This window comes from Thioclava sp. 'Guangxiensis', from assembly GCF_045348365.1.
GTDB classification, from domain to species: domain Bacteria; phylum Pseudomonadota; class Alphaproteobacteria; order Rhodobacterales; family Rhodobacteraceae; genus Thioclava; species Thioclava kandeliae.
In genome coordinates this window covers 760,857-784,849 of record NZ_CP155823.1, presented here as the reverse complement: position 1 = coordinate 784,849, position 23,993 = coordinate 760,857, and the positions used below count along the sequence as shown (strand labels likewise).

Genomic DNA, 23,993 nt, shown 5'->3' with positions numbered 1-23,993 from the left:
CAATCCTCAGACGATCTGGTTGACCAGGTCGCTGCGACCATCCCAGAGCCGTTCAAGGTTCTGTTCAAGAAGCGACAGCACATTCAGCTCGTAGCGGCGGGTTTCGCCTGCGGTATGCGGCGTGACCACAACGTTTTCCATCTTCCAAAGCGCGCTCTCGGCGGCCAGCGGCTCTGCGGCAAAAACATCCAGCCCCGCCCCAGCAATCTTGCCCTCGGCAAGTGCTTTGGTCAGCGCCGCCTCATCGACACAGCCGCCCCGTGCCACATTGATCAGAAGCGCCGTGGATTTCAGAAGCGCGAGCGCCTCGGCGTCGATGATATTGGCGGTCTCTTCGGTCAGCGGACAGCTTAGCACCAGCACATCCGCCTGCGGTAGAAGTGATTTGAGGTCGGTGAAAGCATGGACCTCATCGGCATGGCCACGGCCCTTGGCCGGATCACGACGCACGCCGATGACCTTCATATCGAAAGCTTTTGCGATCTTGGCAATCCGGTCACCGATGCCGCCGGTGCCGACGATCACCATGGTTTTTCCCGGAAGCTCGTCCTCCCGCAGCATCGGGTCGCGTTGCTCGGGGCGCCAGAAAGCCTTGTGCTGGTTGTCGCGCGCTGTGGCCAGGCGGCGGGTCAAAGACAGCATCAAGCCAATGGCATGTTCGGAGACTGCATTCATATTCACGCCCTGCCCCGAGGCCAGACGAATGCCCTGCGCGGCAAAACCCGCCTTGTCATACTGATTGGTGCCCGAGCTGACAGACTGCAGATATTTCAATCGTTTGGCATGGGGAAGCAGGTCGTTTTTCCACATCATCGAGGTCACCAGAACATCGACGTCGGGGATCACTTTCAGCAGGTCGTCATAGGTGCTGACCTGAAGGGTCTCGATCCCCGGCGCCTGACGGGCAAAGATCGGTTTCATGTCATAGGCGCCATGGGCGAAACAGATTTTGATCTGGTCCATCGGCGGGATTAGAGCGGTGATGGGGCTATGGTCCGTCATTGCAGAACTCCATTCAGAAAGGTGCGAGAGATCGGGCCACGACGCGCGTAGCCTGTTGGGAGGTTTGTTTTTGGTTTGGGTATTAGCCGAAGCGGCTGATGGAATAGGGAGCGGCGTCTATTTCGGGCCGCTTGTTTTCAAGGAGATCGCCCAGCAATCGGGCCGTCGCTGGTGCGGTATTCAACCCGACATGGCCATGACCGAAGGCATGAAAAAGCCCTGAACAGCGTCGCGAGGGACCGATCACCGGCAGACCGTCGGGCGTCGAGGGGCGGTTGCCCTGCCAGCGCCTCAATGCGCCTTCCGTCACCTTGAGGTCGGGATAGGTCGCCTTCAGATGCCCGAGTAGCACATCCGCACGGTGCCAGTTGGGCGGCGCCTCCGTCGATGACAGCTCGACCTGCCCAGAGGCACGCAGCCGGCCCGCCACCATTGTGTTAGCCATTTTGCCATCACTCGGCATCACCGGACGGGACGGGGTCACATTTGGATCGACGACCTCAATATGATAGCCCCTTTCGGCCTCGAGAGGGACCTTGTCGCCCACGCTTCGCGCGATGTCGGCGGAATGGATGCCCGCTGCCACGACGGCCATATCGCAGGCTAGGACTCCACCTTCGTGACGGACTCCCGTCACCTGTCCGCCTTCCTGCACGATACCGGTTGCGCGACGCGTGACACAGTCTGCACCCAGCTTGCGTGCATAGGCGATTATCGACGCCGTATACCGGCCCGGATCGGTACATTGCCCCCCCTCAGCGACCAGAACACCAAAGCGGTAATGGTCGGACAGGGTCGGCTCCAGCTCTTTGAGCTCGGCATGCCCGAGTTCGCGGCAGTTCACGCCCAACTCGCGGCGCAAGGACCATGTCGTTGTTTCGGCCTCGAAGGCTGCGCGGTCGGGAAAGACATACAGCAGACCGTCCTGCCGGATCAGATCGGCATGACCGATCTTCTGGGCGAGAGCCTGATGCCGCGCGACACCATTCTGCAGCAAAGCATTCAGCGCGCGGGCGGTGTAGCGTAACTTTGCCTGCGTACGACCCGCATTCAGGAAGCGCCACAGCCATGGCATCAGACGCGGCAGGGAAAGCGGTTCAATAGACAACGGGCCGTTGCGGTCGAAAAGATACCCCGGCACTTTGCGCCACAGGCCCGGAACCGACATCGGAATGATGGATGCAGGCGAGATGAAGGCACCGTTGCCATAGCTTGCGGCTTGCGGACCGCCAGGCTGATCCGGCTCGAGGATCGTTACGCGGTAGCCGCGCTCGACCAGTTCAAGCGCAGTGCAGGCTCCGATAATCCCACCTCCGATGACGGCGATATGCTTTTGATGTTCCATCGCACGAGCGATCCTTCTTGAATGACGCGCCTGCCTTCAGGCAGCCGGTGTCGTTATCCGGCGGCACAGGCCACCGGATCCCGGTATAAATGCAATGTTCCGTGCGTCAGGCCGTCGCGAGCACGCGCGCATTGGCGTGAACCGATGCGTCGGTCACCTTGATCCCAAGCCCCGGAGCTTTGGGGACGACCACCGCACCTGCCTGATTGGGGATACGCTCTTCCAGCACATCCTCGGTCAGAACGTGATGGGGCATGTAGAATTCGCACCCCAATGACATGCCGGGCGTCGCGGCGATAAACTGCGTCCCAGCCGCAAGAGCGATGCCGCCTTCCCACAAAGTGCCGCCATAGCCGGGCAGTCGGTGGGCATCGGCAATCGCCATGATCCCCTGCCCCTTCAAGAGGCCACCCGCTTTCATCAGCTTGACCGAAATCGCATCGGCGGCTTTCATGCGTATGACCTCGAGAAGATCGTGCGCATCGAAACAGCTTTCATCCGCAAGGATCGGCGCATCAAGCTTTTCACGGAAGCTGGCCATCGCCGCCAAGGCGTCTCTTGGAACGGGCTGCTCGATAAACGTCGGGGCGAATTGCGCGACATCGCGCAGGGTCGCCATGGCACCAAAGGGCGCAAGCGCCTGATTATAGTCAAGCCGCAGGTCGATCCTGTCCCCAAATTCCGAGCGCATCGCCTCAAGATGCGCCATATCGACGGCATGTGGTTTCACGCCGGTCTTGACCTTGAAGATCGTGTTCCCCTCGGGCACCATCTTCTTCATGCGCTCCATATCCGCATCGAAATCTGGATCCGCAATCGAGAAGGATAGCGGGATCGTATCCCGCACCCGTCCACCGAGAAGCTCTGCCACCGACAGGCCCGAGCGCTTGCCGAGAATGTCGAACATCGCCATCTCGATGGCCAGCTTTGCCTCGCCATGACCGATAATCCGACGGTCCATCGCAGCCATCAGTCCACGGATATTCGACAGCGGCCAGCCGATCACAAGCTCGCGCAGATAAACGTCTATTGCGGCAAAGGCCGCCTCGGATGTGCCGGTGAACACTTCCCACGGCGCAGCCTCGCCCCAGCCTTCGATTCCGTCCTTCGAGACCAGACGCAGCAGCACACGTTTGACAGTGCCTTTCACATCCCCCACGCCCTGCTGGCGCGCCATCATGATCGGGCTTTCGATCAGATAAAGGTTCAACGTCGCAATCGTATCGTCGGAGCGCGTATCGGGCGCCATCATCTGTTCCAGAACCGTCATCGGTCAGTCTTTCTTTTGTTCTGCATGAAAATGCGAAAGGAAATTACGGGTCGCCTCTTCCCGCGGTGTATCGATCACCTGCCGCGCAGGCCCGTCTTCGACAACAACCCCGTCACGCATGAAGACGACGCGATCCGCCACCTCCCGTGCAAAGGCGATCTCGTGGGTGACGATCACCATCGTCATACCTTCACGCGCCAGTTCCTTCATGGTGGCCAAAACCTCACCTACCAGTTCGGGATCTAGCGCCGATGTTGCCTCGTCAAAGAGCATCACCTCCGGCTCCATCGCAAGGGCGCGGGCAATGGCGACGCGCTGCTTTTGACCACCGGACAGGGTGTTAGGCATCTGCCGGGCCCGATCTGCAAGCCCTACCTTCTCAAGCTGGGCCATCGCCAGCTTTTCGGCTTGGTCACGCGACATCTTGCGCACCTGCATCGGGGCCTCGATGATATTCTCCAGCACGGTCAGGTGACCGAACAGGTTGAAGCTCTGGAAGACCATGCCCGTGCGTGCCCGAAACGCCGCAAGGGCTTTGGCACGGGGAACACGTGCGCCCTGGCCGAAGCTGAACGCGGTCTCGCCAACGCGGATGGCACCATCATCGGGGATCACCAACAGGTTGATACAGCGCAGCAGGGTCGATTTTCCTGAACCCGATGGCCCGATCAGCGCAACCACCCCCCCCGGCTCGACGGTAAAGTTGATATTGCGCAAGACCTCCAGATCCCCGAAGCTTTTGCGCAGGGCGCGGACATCGATCATCGGCTCGTCGCCCGAAGCGGCAACACGGCTATACGCGGTCATCAGCGATTACTCCCGAATTTCTTCTCGCGGTGGCGGACATAGATGGTCAGCGGCAGCAAGATTATGAAGTAACCGGCGGCCACGGCAGTATAGGTTTCCAGAGGGCGGAAGCTGTCATGCGCCGCGATCTGCCCCTGATAGACAAGGTCGGGTACAGCCAGAACAGATACCAAAGACGTATTCTTGAACTGCAGAATCGACTGGTTCATGAGCGCGGGCACCATACGCCGGACTGCCTGTGGCAGGATGATCCGGCGCATCGTGCGGGCGGGCGTCATACCAAGTGCAAGCCCTGCCTCATTCTGCCCCGTATCGATCGAAAGCACCCCGCCGCGGATAATTTCGGAATAGAACGAACCGCCATAGCAGGACAAAGCAAGGATCGAGGCCGTAATCGGGGTCAGCTCCAAGCCCGTCAGGATCGGCAATGCGTAATAGCACCAGATCAGTTGCACAAGGATGGGCGTGCAGCGAAACAGCTCGATCACTGCGATAGACACACCGTTTACAAAGCGGTTTTTGAGCAGCATTCCGCCCGCGCCCAGCAATCCGACCAGAAGGCCTCCGGCCACCACGGCAACCGTCAGGGCGCAGGTAATGCCAAGACCTTCCAGAAAGAGCCAGCGGTAGGTCCATAGAATGCTGAAATCCCACTGATACATGTCATTCTCCGATAAAGCCCGTTGACAGACAGGCGTTTGACCACGACGCGGCCGTGTTCTTCCCGCCAGATGCGACGGGAAGAACAATTATGCTTAGATGCTGAAGCCGGGCGGGAAGTCTTTCTCGGTGACACCAACAAGACCCATGTTCTTGATGATCGCGTCCTTGACGAAGCCATTCTCGCGATGTTCTTCGATCCACGCATTCACGAAGTCCTGCCACGAGGTATCATCTTCGCGGCGGTAACCTGCATTCGACGTCGTGGAATCGACCGGATCAGGGATCACCAAGGTGCCGATCGAGGGATTTTTCGACACCAGTGCCAGTGCCAGAATAAGCACCAGACATTGGGCATCGGCACGACCGGTCATGACGGCGGCAGTCGCGTCGGATTGCGTTTTCAAGCGAACGACGTTTGCATCGGGCAGATGGCGGGTAACAGCCGCATCATGCGAGGAGCCTGCATCCACTGCAATCGACAGTTCTGCCTTGTCGAAGTCTTTCCAGGTTTTGCCCTCGACACCCTTTTTCGTCACCAGCGAAAACGCGTTCTTGAAAACAGGTCCCGAAAAATCGATCACCTTCTGACGCTCGGGGGTCGGGTTAAGGCCAAAGAAGACGTCAAGTTTGTTGGCTTGGAGTTCCAATACCGAATTGCCCCATGTCGTCTCGGTGATATCGAGCTTTAGACCCAGATCATCCGCAAGCTTTTGACAGATATCGATATAGAAACCGCGCCATTTTCCGTCAGTGACGCCCTTTTGATAATAGGGCGCTCCGTCGGCAATGCCGCCGATACGCAGCACGCCCGATGCCTTAACTCGCTCGAGCGAACTTTGCCCTTGAGCAAACGCACCCTTACCGGCAACCAGAGCACCGGCCGCGCTTGCGCCAAGCACGGTGGCAAATCTCCGTCGATTCATCATCTCGTCGTTCCTTGTCCTGTTGGTGACAATTCCCATGGCTTTTGATCATGATTAAATAGAGGGCAAAAAATGCCACTAAAGATGAAGATATGACCGAAAGCTGGAGCACATAGAAGTTATAGTCTGTTTTTTAAGCAAGAGTCTTATTGTTTACCCTGCACTATACGAGTTACATCGAATTCTACTGGAGTTAAATTTCGTAATTCTGGCTTTCGTATGATCTTTACTCATGATGGAAAATGGTTAGACGGTTCATCCCATCCCTTGCCGACTTGCAGGCCTTCGAAGCGGCCGCGCGTAATCTTAGCTTCACTAAGGCGTCCGACGAACTGGGCGTCACCCAAAGCGCCATCAGTCGTAATATTGGCAATCTGGAAAAGTATCTGGGTTCCGCGCTCTTTAATCGGGCAGGACCACGCCTTGTTCTTACAGAACTTGGCTCAAGGTACTATTCTGATATCCCGAAGATCCTAGATCACCTCGAAGAAGTATCCATCGATGTCGTCAGAGGACGCCGCGCCCAAGAAGCGTTGCAGATAGGCGCCACGCCCACGATGATGACCCGCTGGCTCATGCCAAGATTGCCGGAATTCCTACAACACCATCCCGATATCAAGGTTGAACTACGTATTATCAATGACGCCGAGGACTTTGCTGAAACGAAGATCGATGTCAGCATATTACGCGGCGCCGGCCAGTGGCGGAATACGCGTGCGATCGAGTTATTTCCTGAACAACTCATCGTCGTCTGCGCGCCAGATATGCTCAAGACGATAGCACATACCCGTATATTCGACTTTGACACTATGCCCGCACTTCAGAATGCATCAAGGTCAAGCTTATGGCTTCATTGGCTCAGACTGAGCGGTACAGACATGACTGGAACCATTCAGGGGCATCGCTTCGCCAATAGCGACATGCTGATAACAGCTGCGCAAAAAGGTCTCGGCTTTGCGGTAATACCTGAACATTACATCTATAATGAGCTCTCTGAAGGCACCCTTGCAGCACCATTCGGCGATGCCTGCTCTTCCGGTACTGGATATTGGGTCACCGTTCCCGAAAGAAAATGGGACGACACTCGCGTTCAGCTATTTCGCCAGTGGATATTGAATTACGTCAAACGTGAAGGCCGAAATAGGGCTCAGAGTCATTGAGTTCGTCTGCCCTGGTCTTTCCCCACTGAAGTGGTCCACCTTTTGGGATAGTTTATCCCGTATGATGGAGGACGACTTGGATGGCAGGCAAATGCGAGAAGCCGGAAGATATTGTCATGACGCTGCGTCAGGTTGAGGTTTTGCAGGGTCAAGGCGCGAAGCTGGCGGATGCGGTGCGCCAGATTGGCGTGACCCAACAGACCTATTACCGCTGGCGCCGTGAGTTTGGCGGGATGAACCGCGATCAGCTCAAGCGGTTGAAGGAACTCGAGAAAGAGAACACGCGGCTTAGACGTGCCGTGTCGGACCTGACGCTCGACAAGCTGATCCTTACGGAGGCGGCAAAGATGAGGGGCGTATAACAAACCCTCCGGTGGAGGGTTTGTAGCCCCGAACGCGCAGCCTTATTAGGCCTTCGCGTCGTCGTCAGTGCATCGACCATGTCCGCACGGCGCTCGCCATCTCCGAACGCCGTGCCTGTCGGGCTTTGGGACAGCACAGATCGACCCCACGCAAGATCCCGCTCGGTCGTCAGGACGAAGCCTTGGCTCGACCGCTGACATCACTGAACTGGCACGTCAATACGGACGGTATGCTATCGCCAGATCGCCGGTTTGTTGAATCAAGCGGGATGGTGCGTCAATCATAAGCGGGTCGAACGGATTTGGCGACGCGAGGGGCTTAAAGTCCCGCAAAAGCAGAAGAAACGAGGGCGGCTCTGGCTAGCGGATGGCTCCTGCGTGCGGCTGCGGGCCGAGCGGCCGAACCGCGTCTGGTCCTATGATTTCGTGCAGGACCGGACGGCAGACGGGCGGGCTTACCACATGCTCAATATCGTCGATGAATTCACCTAGGGGCGGTGCTGGTGATACGTGTCAAGAGCCCGCGCGACAGTGTTGCCGTGCGGGCTCTTTTCGGTCTGGGCACGCTCGTGGGCTCATTGCGGCGCTTGAGCCCCCACCACCAGCAATCGACGATCTCATGGGCCCCTCCAACTTTCGAGGCGATGGCCGGTGCTGCTCGCCCGTCATCAGGCGCCGCGGCAGGTGCAGGATGGCTAACTCCTATAGTTCTATATAGAAGTAATTGACTCTCGGTCACATCCAGCGTAGAGCGACACTGGGAGAGAGTATTATGTCCGATAAAATGCCAAATACCGCAGATCGCCGTCTGCCGGCTTATTTGCGCCTGCGCGATGAATTGGCGGCGCGTATTGCGGCGGGGGAATGGGACGCATCAGAAATGCTGCCCTCGGAAAACGCACTGACCCGCGAGAGCGGCCTGTCGGTCGGGACGGTGCGAAAGGCCGTGCAACAACTGGTTGACGAGGGTCTTCTGGAGCGCCGTCAGGGCGCGGGCACGTTTTTGCGCAAACCCGCCTTCGACAGCAGCCTGTTCCGCTTTTTTGCCCTGCGCGATGGGGAGGCGCCGTCGACTATCCCTGTCAGCCGTCTGATCGCACGGACCCGCGCCACCGCGCCCGAAGCGGTCGCCCGCATCCTGGGCACCAGCGACTGTGTCAGGATCGAGCGGGTACGCCTGTTGCAAGACATCCCGTGGCTGTCAGAAGACATCTGGCTGCCGCGCGCCCGCTTTGACGGGATCGAAGCAGTGCCCGAGATGGAGATCGGACCGCTTCTCTACCCCTTCTACCTTGGCCGCTATGGCCAGTTCATTGCCCGCGCCGAGGATGAGGTTCGGTTTGGAAAAGCCACGGAAATTGCCGCCGAACGGTTGAACCTGCCTGCGGCCGCCCCTGTTGCCCTGATCGAGCGCACGGCATTTGCGCTGGATGGGCAGGCTCTGGAATGGCGTCTGGCCTGCGGCGCGGCCGATCGTTTCCGCTACCGAAGCCGGATCAGCTGACCCACCCGAGATCCCCCTTCCCACCCCGCCCTGATCTCGCAGGCGGATGCCTGCTGTTCCAAGCGAAGAGATGACAAATGCCAGACAAGACGCCCGACATCACCGGTATCGACACCCATGCGCATATTTTCTCTCCCGACCAACCCATGGCCGAGGGACGCCGCTACACCCCGGATTACACCGCAAGGCTGGAAGACTGGCTGGCACATATGGCCGATCACGGCCTCAGCCATGGTGTCCTGATCCAACCCAGCTTCCTCGGGACCGATAACGGGCTGATCGCCGAGGCCATCAGCCAGCATCCGCATCATCTTCGCGGTGTGGCGGTGGTGGATCCCGAGATGTCCGAAAGCGCTCTGGCGCGGCTTGATGCGCAGGGGTTCGTGGGCGCGCGGCTCAACCTCGTCGGCCGGCCGCTCGAGGCCTATGACAGCGCGCAATGGCAGCGATTTTTCCGGCGTCTTGCCGATCTGGGCTGGCAGGTCGAGATCCAGCGCGCCTTCGAGGATTTCGCCACCATCGTCCCGCCCATCGCGACATCGGGCGTGGCGGTGATGATCGACCATTTCGGCTTGCCCAAAGGCGGTATCCGCCCCGAGGATGCCGCGCATCGCGCAGTGCTCGAAATGCTGCGCGCCCATCCGAACGCCTATGTGAAACTTTCGGCGCCTTATCGCAGCGCGCAGGATGATGTTGCCGCCCACCGGTCCTTCGAAGCATTACGCGAGGCCTGTGGCGGTGTGGCACGCTTTTGCTGGGGCAGCGACTGGCCTCATACGCAGCACGAAACCGCTGTCAGCTATGACGACCAGATGACGCGGTTTGCCGCGCTCGTCCCCGACGCGGATGACCGCGCGCGCATCCTAGTCACAACACCCGCGGACCTGTTCCGCTTTAGCAAGTAACCATCGACGAGAGAGGGAGGAACCATGAGCCTCGTTGTCGTATTGGCCATCGTGGCCGCTATTGCCTTGGGATATAAAACCCGCATCAATATCGGCCTCTTCGCCATCGCCTTCGCCTATCTGATCGGCAGCTTCGCCATGGGCATGAAGCCCAGCGACATCATCGCGATGTGGCCGCTGAAAATCTTCTTCGTAATTTTCTCTGTCTGCCTGTTCTACAGTTTTGCCATGATCAATGGCACGCTCGAGAAGCTTGCGGGCCATCTGCTCTGGGCCTGCCGTGGCATGCCGTGGCTGCTGCCCTATGCCATCTATCTGACCGCGACGGTCATCGCAGCTATGGGCGCGGGCTATTACACGGTTCTGGCCTTCATGGCGCCGATCACCCTGATCTTGTGCCGCCGCACCGGAATGGACCTGATCCTTGGCGGCATGGCGGTGAATTATGGCGCGCTTGGCGGTGCCAATTTCATGTCGAGCCAGTCGGGCATCATCTTCCGCGGCCTGATGACCAATGCGGGTCTGGACGATAACAGCGCCTTTATCAATGCCGCAGCCATCTTCGGGGCAACCTTCGTATTGCCGCTGGTGGTGATTACGGTGCTGCTTTTCCTGACCGGCCGCCACCGCGTGATTGGCGGAACGGGCGATGCCTTCACCCGCCCCGAGCCGCTCGACAGCCGGCAGCGCGCGACCCTGTGGCTGACGCTTGCCATGATGGCCATCGTGCTGGCCGCGCCGCTTGCGCATCTGGCCTTCCCGTCCTCGACAATGGTCACCTATATCAACTCCAAGATCGATATCGGGCTGATTGCCAGTATCTTCTCGGTCATCGCGCTGCTGATGAAGCTGGGAGACGAACGTAAGGCGATCGCCTCGCTGCCGTGGGGCACGCTGATCATGATCTGCGGCATGGGCATGCTGATCTCGGTGGCGATCAAGGCGGGCACAATCGACCAGCTTGCCGGCTGGATCTCGACGACCATTCCGGCCCATCTCGTGCCGCTGGCCTTCGGGATCGTGGCTGCGATCATGTCGCTCTTCGCCTCGACGCTGGGCGTAGTAACACCTGCGCTTTTCCCGATGGTCCTGCCGCTGGCCGCCTCGCTGGGGCTCAGCCCGATGCTGATGTTCACCGCCATCGTGGTGGGCGCACAGGCAACGTCGATTTCGCCCTTCTCCTCCGGCGGTAGCCTGATCCTCGGCTCGGCTCTCGATGATGAAACGCGCGGATCGCTCTTCACGCGGCTTCTGCTCCGTGCAGCGCCTTTGGGATTTGTCGCAGCGCTGGTCTGCAACCTGATCCTGACTTTCGCCTTCTGAGGCCAAACTCAGCAGGCTGCGGCACGGCGCAAGTGCTGTGTCGCAGCCTGACTATGGCATCGGCCCTGAGCCGTTGGCGGACCCACGATGCTCGCAACCTCGACATCTGCCGGTTGTTCAAGAGCATAGAGGATGGCCCGGACGATCGCTTCCAGGGCCATTCCGATCTCGCCAATCCCGCTGTCGCTCCTCTCCCTGACCGAGGGGTTCGATATGGTCAGTGCCTGCGTGACGCGGCAAACGCGTCTTGGGGTTGGGCGCTGTCATTCCCGGCAAAGAACCGGTTGGAGTTCGTGGCCGTGCAGCGGGGAAGGTACGGGACGTCGAGGGAAGAACGCGCACCGAACCCGATGAAAGCCAAGGATGTCTGTCTTATCGGGACGATGGATTAAGCCGTCTCAGGTGCCCCGGCGCTCACGCCACAGGACGGACGGCACCTCTTTGAAGATCACCGTAAGGACTGTGTCCGACTCGGCGGGAACGCGTTGGTTTTGATCGGCGGGACGGTCAGCTTCTCAGGGCCGAATGCCGACTTCCTGTTGGATATTGTGCCGGACTTCATGCCGGTTCAGCGCCGCACCGCTGGGGCCGAAACCATCTCGACCCTCCTGTCGCTCATGTCGCAGGAGATCGAGCGAGGCGCGAGCGGCTCTATGATCTTGGGCGCACAGCTGGCAAACCGCGCCTCGGGCGGGCCTATCAGCCCCCAAGATCAGCCCCTTGACAATCATCGCCATGGCCACCGTCCAATGGGTCAGCCACACCAACGGATCCCAGATCTCGGGTGCCAAAGACTGATGCCGCGGCATCAGTCGCTTTCCTTGATCTTGACGACATCGCCCGAGGTCGGATCGATATAGACTTCCCAATGGGCTTTGTCGGCATCATCACATTCGGCTTCGATCATCCCGTCTTCCGCGCCGAATTTTGTGACGGTGCAGCCGGCATCCGCCAGCGCGACACTGGCCGCCTCCGGCGTCGTGCCAATATGATCGCCGATGGCGGGCATGGTGCAAGCAAGCATGGGAGCTGCGATGAGGGCAGTGGCAAGCAAAATCGTTTTGGTCATCAAGGTTGTCCTCCGAAAAATCCCGTCCGTCCGGATGGCCTGGGGATGCCTGACGCCCGCTGCCCCGACCGCCCGTAAGCGGCTGCTTATGATCATAAGCAAAACCCGCCGGTAACCGAGATTGCGGCTTTAAGGCGCTGGATGGAGGCCTTGCGCGCTGATCGGCGCCGCATGCCGCACCAGCGCGGGTCAAACAGACCAGCCTCAGAAAGCGGGGCGCCTCAGTTCGAAATGTGATCCCCGATCACCGGCGCGGCAACCCGCGAAGCGACAGCACCGACCACGCCCATGAAAAGCAGTGCCATCAGGACAAATCCCAAGCCAGCGACAGCCACGGCCCGCATGATCGCGCGCTTCTGACCGAGCTGAAGAGCATTTCCGACATCCGGCGCCGCTCCAAGATCGGAGAGAAAAGGGGGGGGGGGCGGCCGGCAGGTGTCGATCCCCCCTATCCCGACCGCAGCCCCATCGCCCTTATCCACCATGCGCCACGGGCGCCAGTTTTACAATTTCGAGGTGCTGCGGCAGCTTCAGGCAGAAAATCGCGCCCCGATGGAAGCCGATCCATATGGCCGTGCGGCCCCGCGCAAACCCCGTGGCGACCGCCCGCGATCTCGTTGCGGCCATCGACCGGGCGGCGACGCCCAAAACATAGGTCCGGCCTAGATCTTGCATCTTTGTTACAAGTCGGTCAGCCCTCTGGTGATCTGGAGAAGGGCGCGGTAAGGCGCTGGGGCGATGCCCTCGCATTTTTCTTCCGCCGATCGAAAGGGCCACTTAGGACATCCTGTCCGTCGTCGAATGATTTGGAACAAGCGGCCTGATACTGGAGCGGAGGGCTTGGGTTTATCGGGTTCAGGGTACGCTGCTTGACGTTTATGGTTCAAGCGGCGGTTTTGGATGGTTTGCAGTTTGATGCGTCTCCTTTCAGCAAGGATGGTTTCACCGCGCCGGAAGGAGACGCCGGCTGGGGTCAAGTTGCTGATGCTCTCGTGGTATCGGTGATTGTTGTAGTGATTGATGAGGGCTACGATGGCGGCTTCAAGTTCGCCCTCCATGAAGTAGTTTCTAGCAGGATGCGGTTTTTCAGGGTCTGGTGCCAAGGCTCAATCCTGCTCTGGGTCTGCGGATGCATCGGCGCACCATGAATATGCTGCACGCCTTTGTCTTCGAGGTATTCCGCCAGATCCCCCGCAATATAGGATGAGCCCACTCAGCAGCCTAGGCTTGTGCAGCACCTTGGCGCTGTCGCAGCCCGATGCAGCCAACGCGATGTCGAGTATATCACTCGGCCATTGTTCTTGAACCAATGGCGAACAAGGCCTCGTCATCCTCAGCCCGCATGCTGGCGCAGAGTTTCCAGCCGATGACGTAACGCGAGTAGTCGTCCAAGACCGTGGACAAATAAAACCAGCCCCAGCCGATGACTTTGAGGTAGGTAAAGTCGGCTTGCCGCATCGGGTTGGGCGCCATGTTCCTGTCTTTGAACTCATCGTTCCGGCTGACCCTCGAACCAATGGCGGGCGGCCCTCACCCTTGATAACGACATAGGCGGGGCTGGTGATTAGGTGACCTGCCCCCCGCGAAATTTCTCACCGTAATGTAGAGTCTGCGCCAACCCTGGAGGAGCAGACACATGCGAAAGAGCCGCTTCACCGAGACGCAGATAATCGGGATGATCAAGGAACAGGAGGCCGGAATGCCGACTGCGGAGGTGTGCCGCAGGCACGGCCTGAGCACGGCCACGTTCTACAAACTGAAAGCCAAGTATGGCGGCATGGAGGCTGCGAGGCTAAAGGCCCTTGAGGACGAGAATATCAAGCTCAAACGTTTGCTGGCTGACACCATGTTGGAGAACGTCGTCTTTAGAAACCTGCTAGGAAAGAACTGACGACATTGATCAAGCGGCGAGATGCGGCGCGTCCTTGGTGATGTGGGATCATGCCATCTCGCAGCATCGGGCGTGCAGGCTTGTTGGTGTCGACCCCAAGACAGTCGTAAGCGGTGTCTGCGCCCAACGCGGGATCAGCTTGACGAGGTGAAGTTCCAGGGAAGTAGCTCGTCGGTCCTGTTGGCCTGGTGACCGGCGGCGATGGCTTCCAAGGCCGCCTTAAGATAGGCGAAGGGCTCCACCCCGTTGATCTTCGCGGTGGCGATCAGGGAGGCGATACGGGGCCAGGTGCGACCGCCTTCGTCATGCCCGGCGAAGGGTGCGTTCTTTCTCGTCAGGGCAATGGGGCGGATCAGGTTTTCGACGGCATTGGAGTCGATCTCGACGCGGCCGTCGCGGAGGAAGGTCTGCAGGCCGGCCCACTGGCGATGGATGTAGGTCAGATTTTCGCCGAGGCGCGACTTGGCCGAGATGCGCAAGCGCCGTGTCTGCAGCCAATTACCTAACTCGGCCACGAGGGGCGCGCTGCGGGCCTGACGGGCCGACAGACCTTGGCCCGGGCTCATACCCCGGATCTCGGCCTCAATGCGGTAGAGCTTGGCGATACGCTGAAGGCCTTCAGCGGCGATCTCCGAGCTGTCGCGGTCGAAGACTTCCTTCAGCTTCCTGCGTGCGTGTGCTCAGCAGTGGGCAACCGTGATCGGCGCGCCGCCCCTGCGGGACGGGCGCGTCAGCCGGTCACAACCGGTGTAGCCGTCGAGCTGCAGGATACCGTCGAAGCCCTGAAGGATCTGTTCCGCGTGGGCGCCGGCTCGGCTGGGCTGATAGGTGAAGACGACACCGGGCGGGTCTTCTCCGCCCCATCCGCAGTCGTCACGGGCCAGGGCCCAGAGGTGTCCTATCTTGGTTCGGCCGCGTCCGGGGTGAAGAACCGGAGCCGTGGTCTCATCCATGAACAGCTTTTCGGAGGATTTGAGATGCTCGGTCAACCGATCGATCACAGGGCCAAGGTGGAACGCAGCCGTCCCGGCCCAATCAGCTAGGGTGCTGCGGTCGATCTGGATGCCGGAGCGGGCAAGGATCTGGCTTTGTCTGTAAAATGGCAAATGGTCCGCAAACTTCGAGACCAGGATATGCGCGATGGCCCGCTCGGTCGGCAGCCCAGCTTCGATCAGCCGGGGCGCCGCAACAGCTTGCGTGACCCCGTCCGGGCAGATCCGACAGGCATATTTCGGGCGGATGTCGACCAAAACCCGAAGCTGCGCCGGAATGATGTCCAAGCGCTCGGTGCGGTCCTCGCCGATCCGGTGCATCCGGCCGCAACCACGTCGCCATCGTCGCTTGGACCGATGGCGCGACAATGGCGACCAATCAAGGCTCGCAGGCTCAAGGACGCGCTCGATGCGCGGCAAACCTGCAGGTAGATGGCCGAGGTTGCGCTGTCGTGACCGGCGCGGCGTCGTGGTGGATGGCGCAGCCTGTTCCTTGCGGGTCTCGACCTCGGCCACGGCTGTTTCCAGGTCTTCAAAGGCCAGCTGCCGATCGTCCTCGCTCAGCTTCTCGGACCGCTTGCCATGCACGAGATGCTCCAGCCGCCGGTTCGCTTCCTTTAGGGCGCCATTCTCCTGCATCACCGCCAGAACGGCGGCGCGCTGGCTCTCGGGGATCACGGACAGGTCGATGGGCGGGGCGCTGGACATGGGCGGATTATACTGCACCAAATGCGCCAAGGCCCTGTCATTCAGCAGGCTGAGTCACTCTGCCACAGCCGGTCGGCGCACCTCCAGTGACCGCACACGGCGCCTGTCCAGGCCGGCAAACAGGGCTTTGAATTGTGCCTTGTTCAGTGTCATGGCCCCGTCGCGGAGTGAGCCATTGTCCGCCAATGATGGTGTGGATGGCCCCACCAAACGGCATCGCGATGTGCCAGGGTGGGTCTGAGTACAGCCACCGAAAGGAGCCATCCATGGAACAGCCTATCACGATCGGCCTCGATCTGGCCAAGAATGTCTTTCAGGTTCATGGGGTCGATACGACCGGCAAAGTTGTCTGTCGCCGCCAGTTGCGGCGGGCGCAACTGCTGCTGTTTTTCTCGCGGCTTGAACCGTGTGTTGTGGGCATGGAAGCCTGCGCCGGGGCGCATTACTGCGGGCGGGAAATTGCCGCGCTGGGGTGTGAGGTCCGTCTCATGCCACCCGCTTACGTCAAGCCTTATGTGAAGCGAGGCAAGACAGACGCGGTGGACGCGGAAGCCATCTGCGAAGCGGTCACGCGCCCGACGATGCGCTTTGTGCCAGTGAAATCGGCCGAGACCCAAGCCGCTCTGCTTGACCATAAGACGCGGGATTTCCTCGTACGGCAGCCTACGCAGATCATCAACGCGATCCGGGCGCATATTGGCGAGTTCGGCATTGTGGTGGCAAAGGGCATCCAAAACGTTGAGCGTCTGATCGCTGCCGCTCGAAACATGCCGGAAGCCGCACGAGCTGCCGTGGATATGATGGCCGAACAGCTTCAGGGCACGTGAGGCATCGGATCGATGCGGTCACGGCACGGATTGCTGAGAGCCAAGCTGATGATCCGCTGGCTCGGCGTTTGGCAGCGGTGCCCGGAGTAGGAGCTATCTCTTCCAGTGCCTTTGCCGCGACGACGCCAGATGTGAGTGCGTTCCGCAGTGGCCGAGATTATGCGGCTTGGCTAGGCCTGACCCCACGCGCACATTCCAGCGGCGGCAAGGAACGACTCGGGCGGATATCAAAGGCCGGCAATCGATATCTGCGACGGCTGCTATACTTGGGAGCTATGGCTAGGATTAGTGCGCGGCGCGTCCGGCGAACGACACCCACGAATGCTACGCCCGACTGGCTGGACCGAATGCTCGACCGCAAACCGGTGAAGGTGGTCGCAATCGCCCTAGCCAACCGTATGGCACGCACGATCTGGGCGCTGATCCAACGCGGTGACAGCTATCGGGCGAGTTTGGCATGAAATGATCAAGACCGGCCACCCGCACTGAGCGGGTAGCCCAGGAGATGGTGAGGCGCAGCGTGAGGTGATGGCATAGGGACGGTAACAGCGGAACGGAACACCCAGTTCGGACCGAAGCGCCTTTGAGCGCGTGCCATTGATCGGGACCTGTCCGCCGGCTGACTTCATCAAGGCGCGCAGCTATGATGCTGCAAATTGACGCCGTATACATGGCCGCGACCGACCGGAATGCCAGACCCAAACAAAGCTCTTGCCAAGGGGCCATCCATACACGGTCCGAGCGACGATGGCGAACGGCCAGGTGAAGGTGCTTTCCTCCAAGCGCTTGTAGGCCATGACTAGGCCGCTGCCGTCCCAGAACAGGATCTTCAGCCGGTCGGCCCGCTTCGAGCGGAAGACGAAGACCGTTCCAGTGAACGGATCTTCCGCCAGTGTAGACTGGACCAGCGCCGCAAGGCCGTCATGGCCTTTGCGGAAGTCGACCGGCTTCGTCGCCACCAAGATCCGCACACCCTGCGAGGGCATCAGCATGACTGCGCCTCCAGCGCGTGAACGATCTCCGCAATTCGGGCGTCTCGCACATCCTGGCCGAGTTCAATGAGGATCGAGCCCCGGACAATCCGGACTGGCGCCTCGGCACGGGGCCGCTCCGGCTCAGAAGCAGCCGTGGTCTCTTCCCGGACGACCAGAGGAGCGAAAACCGGCTCATTGATCTAGTAGCGCGCCGCGACACCCGAACACCGTCACCCCAAGCTCCAAGGTCTCGGAGACGGCCTGCGCCTTAACATGATCCGGCCGACGCCTCTCGCCGGAGGCGAAGACTTCAACACCCAGCGCCGTGAGGAACGAACTCTTTGCGAGCATTGCGAAACGCACTCCTTTTCTTCGGATGCGTATCAACTCGCAATCACTGGTCCCGTCAGCAATGTGGGGCGGCGACACCGCTTACAGACAGTCCGGCGTGAACGCCCGCCGGACTACGCAGATATCCGCAAGGAGATGCAGGGGATCGCCGCCACGCGGCGCAGGTTCGGCTAACGCCGGATTGGCGTCCTGCTGGAGCGCAAGGGCATGAGCATGAACCACAAGAAGCTCTACCGGATCTATCGCGAGGAAGAGCTGTCCGTGAAAAAGCGACGCGGCCGCAAGCGAGCGCGTGGCGCAAGGACCCCTATGCCATCGGCCGCGGGCGTCAACGCGCGCTGGTCGTTGGACTTTGTATCCGACAGCTTCGGTGCCTCGCGGAAGTTCCGGATCCTCGCCGTGATCGACGATTGCACGCGCGAATGCCTGTGCCTCGCGGCAGACACCAGCCTCACTGGGGCAAGGGTTGCCCGAGAGCTCAGCGCCCTTATCCGGGTCTACGGCAAGCCCGGCTGCATTGTCAGCGAAAACGAGACCGAGTTCACGAGTCGGGCGAACTTGAAATAGGCCGACGAGAATAGCGTGTCTTGGTGCTACATCGATCCGGGTAAGCGTCAACGGCAGCCTGCGGGACGAGTTGCTCAACGAGGAGATCTTCGACAGCCTGGACGACACACGGAGGAAGCCGGCGCTCTAGCGCTACGACCACAATACGGACCGCCCGCATTCGTCCCTGGCCAACCAGACGCCACAGAAAGCGCGCCGGACGGGGAACCAGAATACCCAAATCCAACCTGCGGATTCTCGTTATGAATGAGTGTCCGGCAGGGGGCAGGTCACAGGGTCGAAGCCGAGACAGTTGCTTATCTCGTCGCCAAGGGAACAGGCGTCTCACCGCGAAGCGAAAATTACCTCGACCAATACCAGGGGGCCTTCGATGGGTTGGACCTGCATAGAATCATGAGGGTGGCCAGTGAGGTCGAGAAGGAACTGGACCTTCCATTTCCCAGAGTGTGGCTATTCCAATGATGTTCGAGCCCCCCCATTCTGCGCGACCCGCCAAGAATGTGGACACGTCCGAACGTCCACAACGGGCTACTCCCGTCCGCGTTATGGGACGCCGCGTTCGACAGCGGCCTTTTCACTTTCGAGGATGACGGAGTCCCGGTATAATCGGATCAACCTGGTGAGCAGGCACGTTTCAGCATGCATGCTTCGACCAATTTGGCCCTGACAGCTGATCACAAGCGCTCCCTTGAATGGCACAGCTCCGAGGTCTTCAGGACCTTGCCATTTCAAGCGAATAAATAGGCCATCGGTTCGGAGGACCCTTGGCCCCGCTAACCCGTTGGGCCGAGTGTCCTAGTCGAACATATCCATATCGCCGGGAAAATTGGAGCGCTTCTGCATGAGAAGGTCGTTAAGCTCGGCAAAGATCAGGCGAAGCGCCTGGATCAGCGGCAGAACCCTTGCGTCCTCGATACGGTAGATCACGGAACGGGCTTGCCGCATGCCGACAATGAGATCCGCATCCCTCAGGATCGACAGTTGTTGGGACAAAGTAGGCTGGGGAATACCGAGATCCTCCTCGAGCTCAGTGACGCTGCGCGGCGCGTCCATCAAGTGGCACATCACAGCCAGCCGGTTGGGGTTGGCGAGGTGCTTCACAAGCTCGCTGGCTTCCTCGACACTGTGACAGACTCTTTCAGGCTTGCGTTTACTCAAGATATTTCTTTCAGAAATTATAGAATGACTGATGAGGCAAGTATCCGCCCCTCTCCATCATAGCCTTGCCGGCGCGTTCAAAAAAGCGAAATTTTAGAGCACGCACTACAGGTTGGAGTCCTGATTTGCTGAAAACTTAACCGGATATCGCATTTTCCTCTACAGTAACCCGGATTGCAGAGGCAAAGTTTGACAATGGATCGCACACCTAATCAATTAATAAAAAGATAAACTATTATTCTAAATCACCCCTACCCGACTTGATCCTTGAAGGAGCGGAACTATGCTGAAAATCGGCGTGCACCCTATGAACCTGCACCTGAGGCTCGCGCAACTCTGGCCCGGGCTGTTCGATGGCGCGAGCGTCGAGTTCCACAGCTACGTCGAAGGCCGGGACACGGGCGAACTGATCGCGAAGAATACGATCGCGGTCGGCGGCACCGGCTCCACCCCGCCTCTCATCGCCCAGTCCGAAGGCAAGCCCGTCATCTACCTTGCCGCCTCGGCGCCCCGCCCCGCGAACGGCGCACTTCTCGTCGCGCCCGACAGCGAAATCGCCGCAATGGCCGATCTGAAAGGCAAGCGCGTGGCCCTGATCGACGGCTCGTTCCACACCTATTTGCTTGCGCGCTCGCTCGAACAGGCAGAGCTCGGCCTCAAGGACGTCATACGCTGTGAAATGTCGCCTCAGGACTCTCGCAAGGCTCTAATGAAAGGCGACGTGGATGTCTGGATCGCCATGGCGCCGATGATCGAACAGTCGATCGAAAGCGGCGAAGCGAAGCTCCTGTCCCTTTGCGGCGCGACGATCCCGAACCGCTCGGTGTTCTGGACCCTCAGGGACAGCGAGGCCACAGATGCCGAGCTCGAAGCTTTCGTCGCGGGTCTCGTCCAACTGGGCAAGAACATCGCGGCCGATCCGGAACACGCAGCATCCCTGTTGGCGGGCGAGCAAGCCGACGGCAAGGCTGTCGCGACTTGGAAAAGCGTCATCGTCGGCCGCGACTGGACGATCGTCCCCGCGACCCAATGCCTTGTCGTCGAGCAGCAGCAGGAAGCAGACACCTTGCACGCTCACGGTGATTTCAGCACCCGGATCGAGATCGAGAAATTCCGCCCGATGGCTACGACCGTCTGAACGGCGAGCAGAAGGGCAAGACTGTAAAGTTGGAGACAAATATGAATGTGCTTTGGTACATGTGCGCCCCCGACGGGCACTACCCGTGGAAACCAGAAGGATCGCGAACCGTAGACTACGGATATTATAAGCAACTTGCGCAGGCCTATGACCACCTCGGCTACACGGGCGCGCTGTTTGCCACGGGCGCGCATGACGTCTGGGTCCTCGCATCTGCGATGATGGCCGCCACCGAGCGGCTGAAGCTTTTGTGTGCGGTCCACCCGGGCGTCGTCGCCCCCACGCTTCTGGCCAAGATGGCAGCGACCCTTCAGGAATTCTCCGAAGGACGGACGCTTCTCAATATCGTCTCGGGCGACGCCAAGATGATGGGCGCCTATGGCTTCACCATGAGCCACGACGAGCGCTACGAGATGGCGGACGAATATCTCACCATCTACAACCGGCTGATGAAGGGCGAGAGCGTCACGCAGGATGGCCGATATTTCCCGACGGTCGGCGCGAAACTCGCGCTTCCCGTGAGCGGGGACACCGCACCGCCGCTGTGGTTCGGCGGGTCGTCCGACAAGGCCATCGATGTCGCGGCCAAACACGTCGAGACCTACTTGAGCTGGGGCGAGACGCCCGAGCAGATGAAGGAGAAGGTCGAAAAGGTGCGCGCCAAGGCCGCCGAATATGGCCGCGAACTGACCTATGGCGTGCGCTTGTACGTGATCGTGCGCCGGACAGACGAAGAAGCATGGGCCGCAGCGGCCGACATGTACGACCAGATGGATGCCGCCTCGATTGCGGGTAACCAGAAATTCGTGGGCGGCACCGACTCCATCGGCCAGCGCCGGATGAGCGCCATGCATGGCGGGATAAAACCGGACAATCTGCGTGACCTCGAGGTTGCCCCCAACATCTGGGCCGGTATTGGTCTGGTGCGCCCCGGCCCCGGGAGTGCGATCGTTGGTAGCCCCGACACTGTGATCCGCACGCTCGAGGAATTCAGGAAAGCCGGCATCGACACCTTCATACTGTCCGGGATGCCGCTTCTCGAGGAAGCCTACCGCTTCGGCGAGCTGGTTCTGCCGAAACTCGACGTCAGTCGCGAAGACCCGAAGCCCGCGCGCAAGCAGTTCACTTGGAACACGCTGTTCGATCGCGATCTCGACGCAAAAGTCAAGCAGAACGCGTAAGGAGAGTCACATGGGATCGAGCCTGATTTCGAGCGATAGCCTTTCATTGGGGCTGGCCAAACCGGCACGTCGCCTCCTCGCGATCCTCGAACATGTTTTCGGAGGAGTGGTCGCCTTCGGGCTCGCCCTTCTGCTGGCTCTCGTGCTTGCAGGCTTCGTGATGCGCTACGCGTTCTCGTCTTCTATTCTGGGTGCCGAGGATGCCGGCAACTGGCTTTATGTGGCGATCACGGCCGTCGGGGCGCCTTTGGCGCTTCGTTCGGCCCTCGCCATGCGTCTCGACATCATCCACGTGCGTCTCGCCGACCGTCCGCGGATGGTCGCGGATGTCGTCGCCGAAGCGCTAACCCTGCTGTCGGGCCTCATTCTCGCACATGGCAGCAGCACTGCCGCGCGGATCATGGGCGGCACCAACGCAGCGCTCGGTCTGCCACAGTGGGTGCCCTTCGTGGTGTTCGGCATCGGCGGCGCACTTGTCATGCTTTTCGTCGCGCTGGACCTGATCGCCAAGGGCCGTCCCGAAATCCTGATCGGCGCTGCCGCATTGGCGAGCGTCCTGTTCTGGTGCGGGCAACAGGGCTTTCTCCTGTCGCTGCCCCTCGCCCCCAGCCTCGCGATGGGGTTGATCGTCGTCCTGGGCCTCGTGGTCGCGGCTCCGCTCCCGCACGCCTTCTTTGCGGCAGCCTACCTCGTCATCCCGCTCGGTAGTGCCCTACCCGAACCCGCGCTCGTAAACTCGGCGCTGTCCGGCATGATGAAGTTCCTGCTTCTCGCAATCCCGTTCTTTCTGCTTGCAGGCATTCTGCTGACGAAATCGGGCGTCGCCGGACGACTGGTGCAGTTCGCGGATGCGCTCGTCGGACACCATCGCGGCGGTCTTGCCCAAACGACCCTCCTCACAAATCTGCTCTTTGCAGGCGCGTCTGGCTCCTCGATCGCTTCCGCTGCCTTCGGCGCAAAGATGTTCCAGCCCGAACTTCAAGCCCGCGGATATGCTCCAGAAAAGGCCGGAGCGATCATCGCTGCAACCTCGGTGCTAGACAATGTTATCCCGCCCTCGATCGCCTTTCTCATCATGGCGACTGCTACCAACCTGTCAGTCGGAAAACTGCTGTTTGGCGGGCTGTGGGCCGGATTGCTGCTGGCGATCGCGCTGTTCGTCGTCATCCGTCTCACCTGCCACGACACGCCGGTGAGCGCGCGCAGCGACGGGCGGACCCGCGTCACGCTGGGACTGCGGGCCATTCCGGCCTTCGGACTGGGGATCATCGTGGTCTTCGGCATCCGCCTCGGCTTCGTTACCACGACCGAGGCCGCAGCTGCCGCTGCCTTCTACACCTTTCTGTTGAGCCTGTTCTACGGCCTGAAAACGCGCGGCCTGTACGATGCTTTCCGCCAAGCCGGCACCGAAGCGGCGGCGATCGCGCTTCTCATCGCGTCCGCCGCGCCCTTCGCGTTCCTTCTTGCAGTCGACGACATATCCGGAGCAATCGGCGCCGTCGCGGATCTGCTCGGCAGCGGCCCCGTCGCGGTCCTCGCTCTCTCGGTCGCCATCCTGTTAATTGCGGGCCTCGTCCTCGATATTGGCGCCGCCATTCTGCTGTTCGCGCCGCTCCTTCTGCCGCTCGCCACGGCCACGGGCCTCGATCCGGTTATCTTCGGCGTCATCATAGTCGTGAACCTTATGATCGGCGGCCTCACACCTCCTTTCGGTGTGCTGATTTTCGTCGTCGCAGGCGTGACCCGCATCCCGACTGCCGCACTGTTCAGGTCAGCCCTGCCCCATGTCCTGACCCTCGCCCTCGCCCTCTTTGCCATCTGCCTCTTCGCACTCGTGCAGGCAGGCCTCTTCTGAGCCCACAAGGCACGCACG

17 protein-coding genes and 6 pseudogenes are annotated in these 23,993 nt (G+C 60.2%); 12 read left to right on the top strand and 11 right to left on the bottom strand.

What is annotated here, in order from left to right; genetic code table 11:
* Positions 1-6: 6 nt before the first annotated feature.
* The 6 genes from ABEB22_RS17120 to ABEB22_RS17095 all read right to left on the bottom strand — a co-directional run bounded on the left by ABEB22_RS17120 (position 7) and on the right by ABEB22_RS17095 (position 6,013).
* Positions 7-1,002, bottom strand: a complete 996-nt coding sequence (locus tag ABEB22_RS17120; protein WP_349295527.1) for a D-2-hydroxyacid dehydrogenase — start codon at positions 1,000-1,002, stop codon at positions 7-9.
* An 82-nt stretch (positions 1,003-1,084) separates the two neighbouring features.
* Positions 1,085-2,347: an FAD-dependent oxidoreductase gene (locus ABEB22_RS17115; RefSeq protein ID WP_349295526.1), complete on the bottom strand. Its 1,263-nt coding sequence runs from the start codon at positions 2,345-2,347 to the stop codon at positions 1,085-1,087.
* A 106-nt stretch (positions 2,348-2,453) separates the two neighbouring features.
* Positions 2,454-3,596, bottom strand: coding sequence for an enolase C-terminal domain-like protein (locus ABEB22_RS17110; RefSeq protein WP_406871194.1), 1,143 nt, complete (start codon positions 3,594-3,596; stop codon positions 2,454-2,456).
* 24 nt (positions 3,597-3,620) lie between these two features.
* Complete coding sequence (locus tag ABEB22_RS17105) at positions 3,621-4,424, bottom strand: amino acid ABC transporter ATP-binding protein (RefSeq protein WP_339114709.1); 804 nt, start codon at positions 4,422-4,424, stop codon at positions 3,621-3,623.
* A complete protein-coding gene (locus ABEB22_RS17100) occupies positions 4,424-5,086 on the bottom strand; it encodes an amino acid ABC transporter permease (protein ID WP_349295524.1) in 663 nt (220 codons plus the stop codon). The genes ABEB22_RS17105 and ABEB22_RS17100 overlap by 1 nt, the downstream gene beginning before the upstream one ends.
* A gap of 93 nt (positions 5,087-5,179) precedes the next feature.
* Positions 5,180-6,013: a transporter substrate-binding domain-containing protein gene (locus ABEB22_RS17095; RefSeq protein WP_339115111.1), complete on the bottom strand. Its 834-nt coding sequence runs from the start codon at positions 6,011-6,013 to the stop codon at positions 5,180-5,182.
* Between the two features lie 239 nt (positions 6,014-6,252).
* On the opposite strand from ABEB22_RS17095, the gene ABEB22_RS17090 reads away from it, so the two are divergent.
* The 6 genes and pseudogenes from ABEB22_RS17090 to ABEB22_RS17065 all read left to right on the top strand — a co-directional run bounded on the left by ABEB22_RS17090 (position 6,253) and on the right by ABEB22_RS17065 (position 12,124).
* Positions 6,253-7,170: a LysR substrate-binding domain-containing protein gene (locus ABEB22_RS17090; protein WP_339114711.1), complete on the top strand. Its 918-nt coding sequence runs from the start codon at positions 6,253-6,255 to the stop codon at positions 7,168-7,170.
* Positions 7,171-7,250: 80 nt separating this feature from the next.
* Positions 7,251-8,021, top strand: a pseudogene (locus tag ABEB22_RS17085) (IS3 family transposase); the annotation flags it as partial.
* Positions 8,022-8,304: 283 nt separating this feature from the next.
* Complete coding sequence (locus ABEB22_RS17080) at positions 8,305-9,036, top strand: GntR family transcriptional regulator (protein ID WP_349295523.1); 732 nt, start codon at positions 8,305-8,307, stop codon at positions 9,034-9,036.
* A 77-nt stretch (positions 9,037-9,113) separates the two neighbouring features.
* The gene (locus ABEB22_RS17075) at positions 9,114-9,941 is read left to right on the top strand and encodes an amidohydrolase family protein (protein ID WP_349295522.1); all 828 of its coding nucleotides are present in this window, start codon (positions 9,114-9,116) and stop codon (positions 9,939-9,941) included.
* A gap of 24 nt (positions 9,942-9,965) precedes the next feature.
* On the top strand, positions 9,966-11,264 hold the full coding sequence (locus tag ABEB22_RS17070) for an SLC13 family permease (protein ID WP_339114714.1): 1,299 nt from the start codon (positions 9,966-9,968) through the stop codon (positions 11,262-11,264).
* A 485-nt stretch (positions 11,265-11,749) separates the two neighbouring features.
* Positions 11,750-12,124 (top strand): hypothetical protein, encoded by a 375-nt coding sequence (locus ABEB22_RS17065; RefSeq protein ID WP_406871183.1) that lies wholly within the window; start codon positions 11,750-11,752, stop codon positions 12,122-12,124.
* Here ABEB22_RS17065 and ABEB22_RS17060 read toward each other — a convergent pair.
* Both ABEB22_RS17060 and ABEB22_RS17055 read right to left on the bottom strand, forming a co-directional pair.
* Positions 12,073-12,333 carry a PepSY domain-containing protein gene (locus ABEB22_RS17060; protein ID WP_349295521.1) on the bottom strand — a complete coding sequence of 87 codons (261 nt, stop codon included), beginning with the start codon at positions 12,331-12,333 and terminating at the stop codon, positions 12,073-12,075. The two genes, ABEB22_RS17065 and ABEB22_RS17060, sit on opposite strands and share 52 nt — an antisense overlap.
* 863 nt (positions 12,334-13,196) lie before the next feature.
* Positions 13,197-13,910: pseudogene (locus ABEB22_RS17055) on the bottom strand (transposase); the annotation flags it as partial.
* A 59-nt stretch (positions 13,911-13,969) separates the two neighbouring features.
* On the opposite strand from ABEB22_RS17055, the pseudogene ABEB22_RS17050 reads away from it, so the two are divergent.
* Positions 13,970-14,330 (top strand): annotated as a pseudogene (locus ABEB22_RS17050) (transposase); the annotation flags it as partial.
* 28 nt (positions 14,331-14,358) lie between these two features.
* Here the strand turns inward: ABEB22_RS17050 and tnpC are convergent.
* A pseudogene (gene tnpC / locus ABEB22_RS17045) lies at positions 14,359-15,924 on the bottom strand (IS66 family transposase).
* A gap of 266 nt (positions 15,925-16,190) precedes the next feature.
* Between tnpC and ABEB22_RS17040 the strand changes: the two are divergent.
* A pseudogene (locus ABEB22_RS17040) lies at positions 16,191-17,212 on the top strand (IS110 family transposase).
* 180 nt (positions 17,213-17,392) lie between these two features.
* Here the strand turns inward: ABEB22_RS17040 and tnpB are convergent.
* A complete protein-coding gene (gene tnpB, locus ABEB22_RS17035; protein WP_406871182.1) occupies positions 17,393-17,743 on the bottom strand; it encodes an IS66 family insertion sequence element accessory protein TnpB in 351 nt (116 codons plus the stop codon).
* Between the two features lie 417 nt (positions 17,744-18,160).
* Here tnpB and ABEB22_RS17030 point away from each other — a divergent pair.
* A pseudogene (locus tag ABEB22_RS17030) lies at positions 18,161-18,893 on the top strand (DDE-type integrase/transposase/recombinase); the annotation flags it as partial.
* A gap of 545 nt (positions 18,894-19,438) precedes the next feature.
* Here the strand turns inward: ABEB22_RS17030 and ABEB22_RS17025 are convergent.
* Entirely contained in the window at positions 19,439-19,801 is a 363-nt protein-coding gene (locus tag ABEB22_RS17025; RefSeq protein ID WP_339114716.1) for a metalloregulator ArsR/SmtB family transcription factor, read from the bottom strand.
* Positions 19,802-20,084: 283 nt separating this feature from the next.
* On the opposite strand from ABEB22_RS17025, the gene ABEB22_RS17020 reads away from it, so the two are divergent.
* From ABEB22_RS17020 to ABEB22_RS17010, 3 genes are read left to right on the top strand one after another with little or no spacing between them, the layout of a single operon-like run.
* On the top strand, positions 20,085-20,939 hold the full coding sequence (locus ABEB22_RS17020; RefSeq protein WP_339114717.1) for an ABC transporter substrate-binding protein: 855 nt from the start codon (positions 20,085-20,087) through the stop codon (positions 20,937-20,939).
* A 41-nt stretch (positions 20,940-20,980) separates the two neighbouring features.
* Positions 20,981-22,120, top strand: coding sequence for an LLM class flavin-dependent oxidoreductase (locus tag ABEB22_RS17015; RefSeq protein ID WP_349295519.1), 1,140 nt, complete (start codon positions 20,981-20,983; stop codon positions 22,118-22,120).
* Positions 22,121-22,130: 10 nt separating this feature from the next.
* Positions 22,131-23,975, top strand: coding sequence for a TRAP transporter large permease subunit (locus ABEB22_RS17010; protein WP_349295518.1), 1,845 nt, complete (start codon positions 22,131-22,133; stop codon positions 23,973-23,975).
* Positions 23,976-23,993: the final 18 nt, after the last annotated feature.

What these genes read in the sequence shown, in the direction of transcription:
- ABEB22_RS17015 (WP_349295519.1), top strand. Translation starts at nt 20,981, where the DNA reads ATGAATGTGCTTTGGTACATGTGCGCCCCCGACGGGCACTACCCGTGG.
- ABEB22_RS17110 (WP_406871194.1), bottom strand. Translation starts at nt 3,596, where the DNA reads ATGGCGCCCGATACGCGCTCCGACGATACGATTGCGACGTTGAACCTT.
- ABEB22_RS17120 (WP_349295527.1), bottom strand. Translation starts at nt 1,002, where the DNA reads ATGACGGACCATAGCCCCATCACCGCTCTAATCCCGCCGATGGACCAG.
- ABEB22_RS17095 (WP_339115111.1), bottom strand. Translation starts at nt 6,013, where the DNA reads ATGATGAATCGACGGAGATTTGCCACCGTGCTTGGCGCAAGCGCGGCC.
- ABEB22_RS17115 (WP_349295526.1), bottom strand. Translation starts at nt 2,347, where the DNA reads ATGGAACATCAAAAGCATATCGCCGTCATCGGAGGTGGGATTATCGGA.
- tnpB (WP_406871182.1), bottom strand. Translation starts at nt 17,743, where the DNA reads ATGCTGATGCCCTCGCAGGGTGTGCGGATCTTGGTGGCGACGAAGCCG.
- ABEB22_RS17010 (WP_349295518.1), top strand. Translation starts at nt 22,131, where the DNA reads ATGGGATCGAGCCTGATTTCGAGCGATAGCCTTTCATTGGGGCTGGCC.
- ABEB22_RS17100 (WP_349295524.1), bottom strand. Translation starts at nt 5,086, where the DNA reads ATGTATCAGTGGGATTTCAGCATTCTATGGACCTACCGCTGGCTCTTT.
- ABEB22_RS17020 (WP_339114717.1), top strand. Translation starts at nt 20,085, where the DNA reads ATGCTGAAAATCGGCGTGCACCCTATGAACCTGCACCTGAGGCTCGCG.
- ABEB22_RS17070 (WP_339114714.1), top strand. Translation starts at nt 9,966, where the DNA reads ATGAGCCTCGTTGTCGTATTGGCCATCGTGGCCGCTATTGCCTTGGGA.
- ABEB22_RS17080 (WP_349295523.1), top strand. Translation starts at nt 8,305, where the DNA reads ATGTCCGATAAAATGCCAAATACCGCAGATCGCCGTCTGCCGGCTTAT.
- ABEB22_RS17090 (WP_339114711.1), top strand. Translation starts at nt 6,253, where the DNA reads ATGGTTAGACGGTTCATCCCATCCCTTGCCGACTTGCAGGCCTTCGAA.
- ABEB22_RS17075 (WP_349295522.1), top strand. Translation starts at nt 9,114, where the DNA reads ATGCCAGACAAGACGCCCGACATCACCGGTATCGACACCCATGCGCAT.
- ABEB22_RS17060 (WP_349295521.1), bottom strand. Translation starts at nt 12,333, where the DNA reads ATGACCAAAACGATTTTGCTTGCCACTGCCCTCATCGCAGCTCCCATG.
- ABEB22_RS17105 (WP_339114709.1), bottom strand. Translation starts at nt 4,424, where the DNA reads ATGACCGCGTATAGCCGTGTTGCCGCTTCGGGCGACGAGCCGATGATC.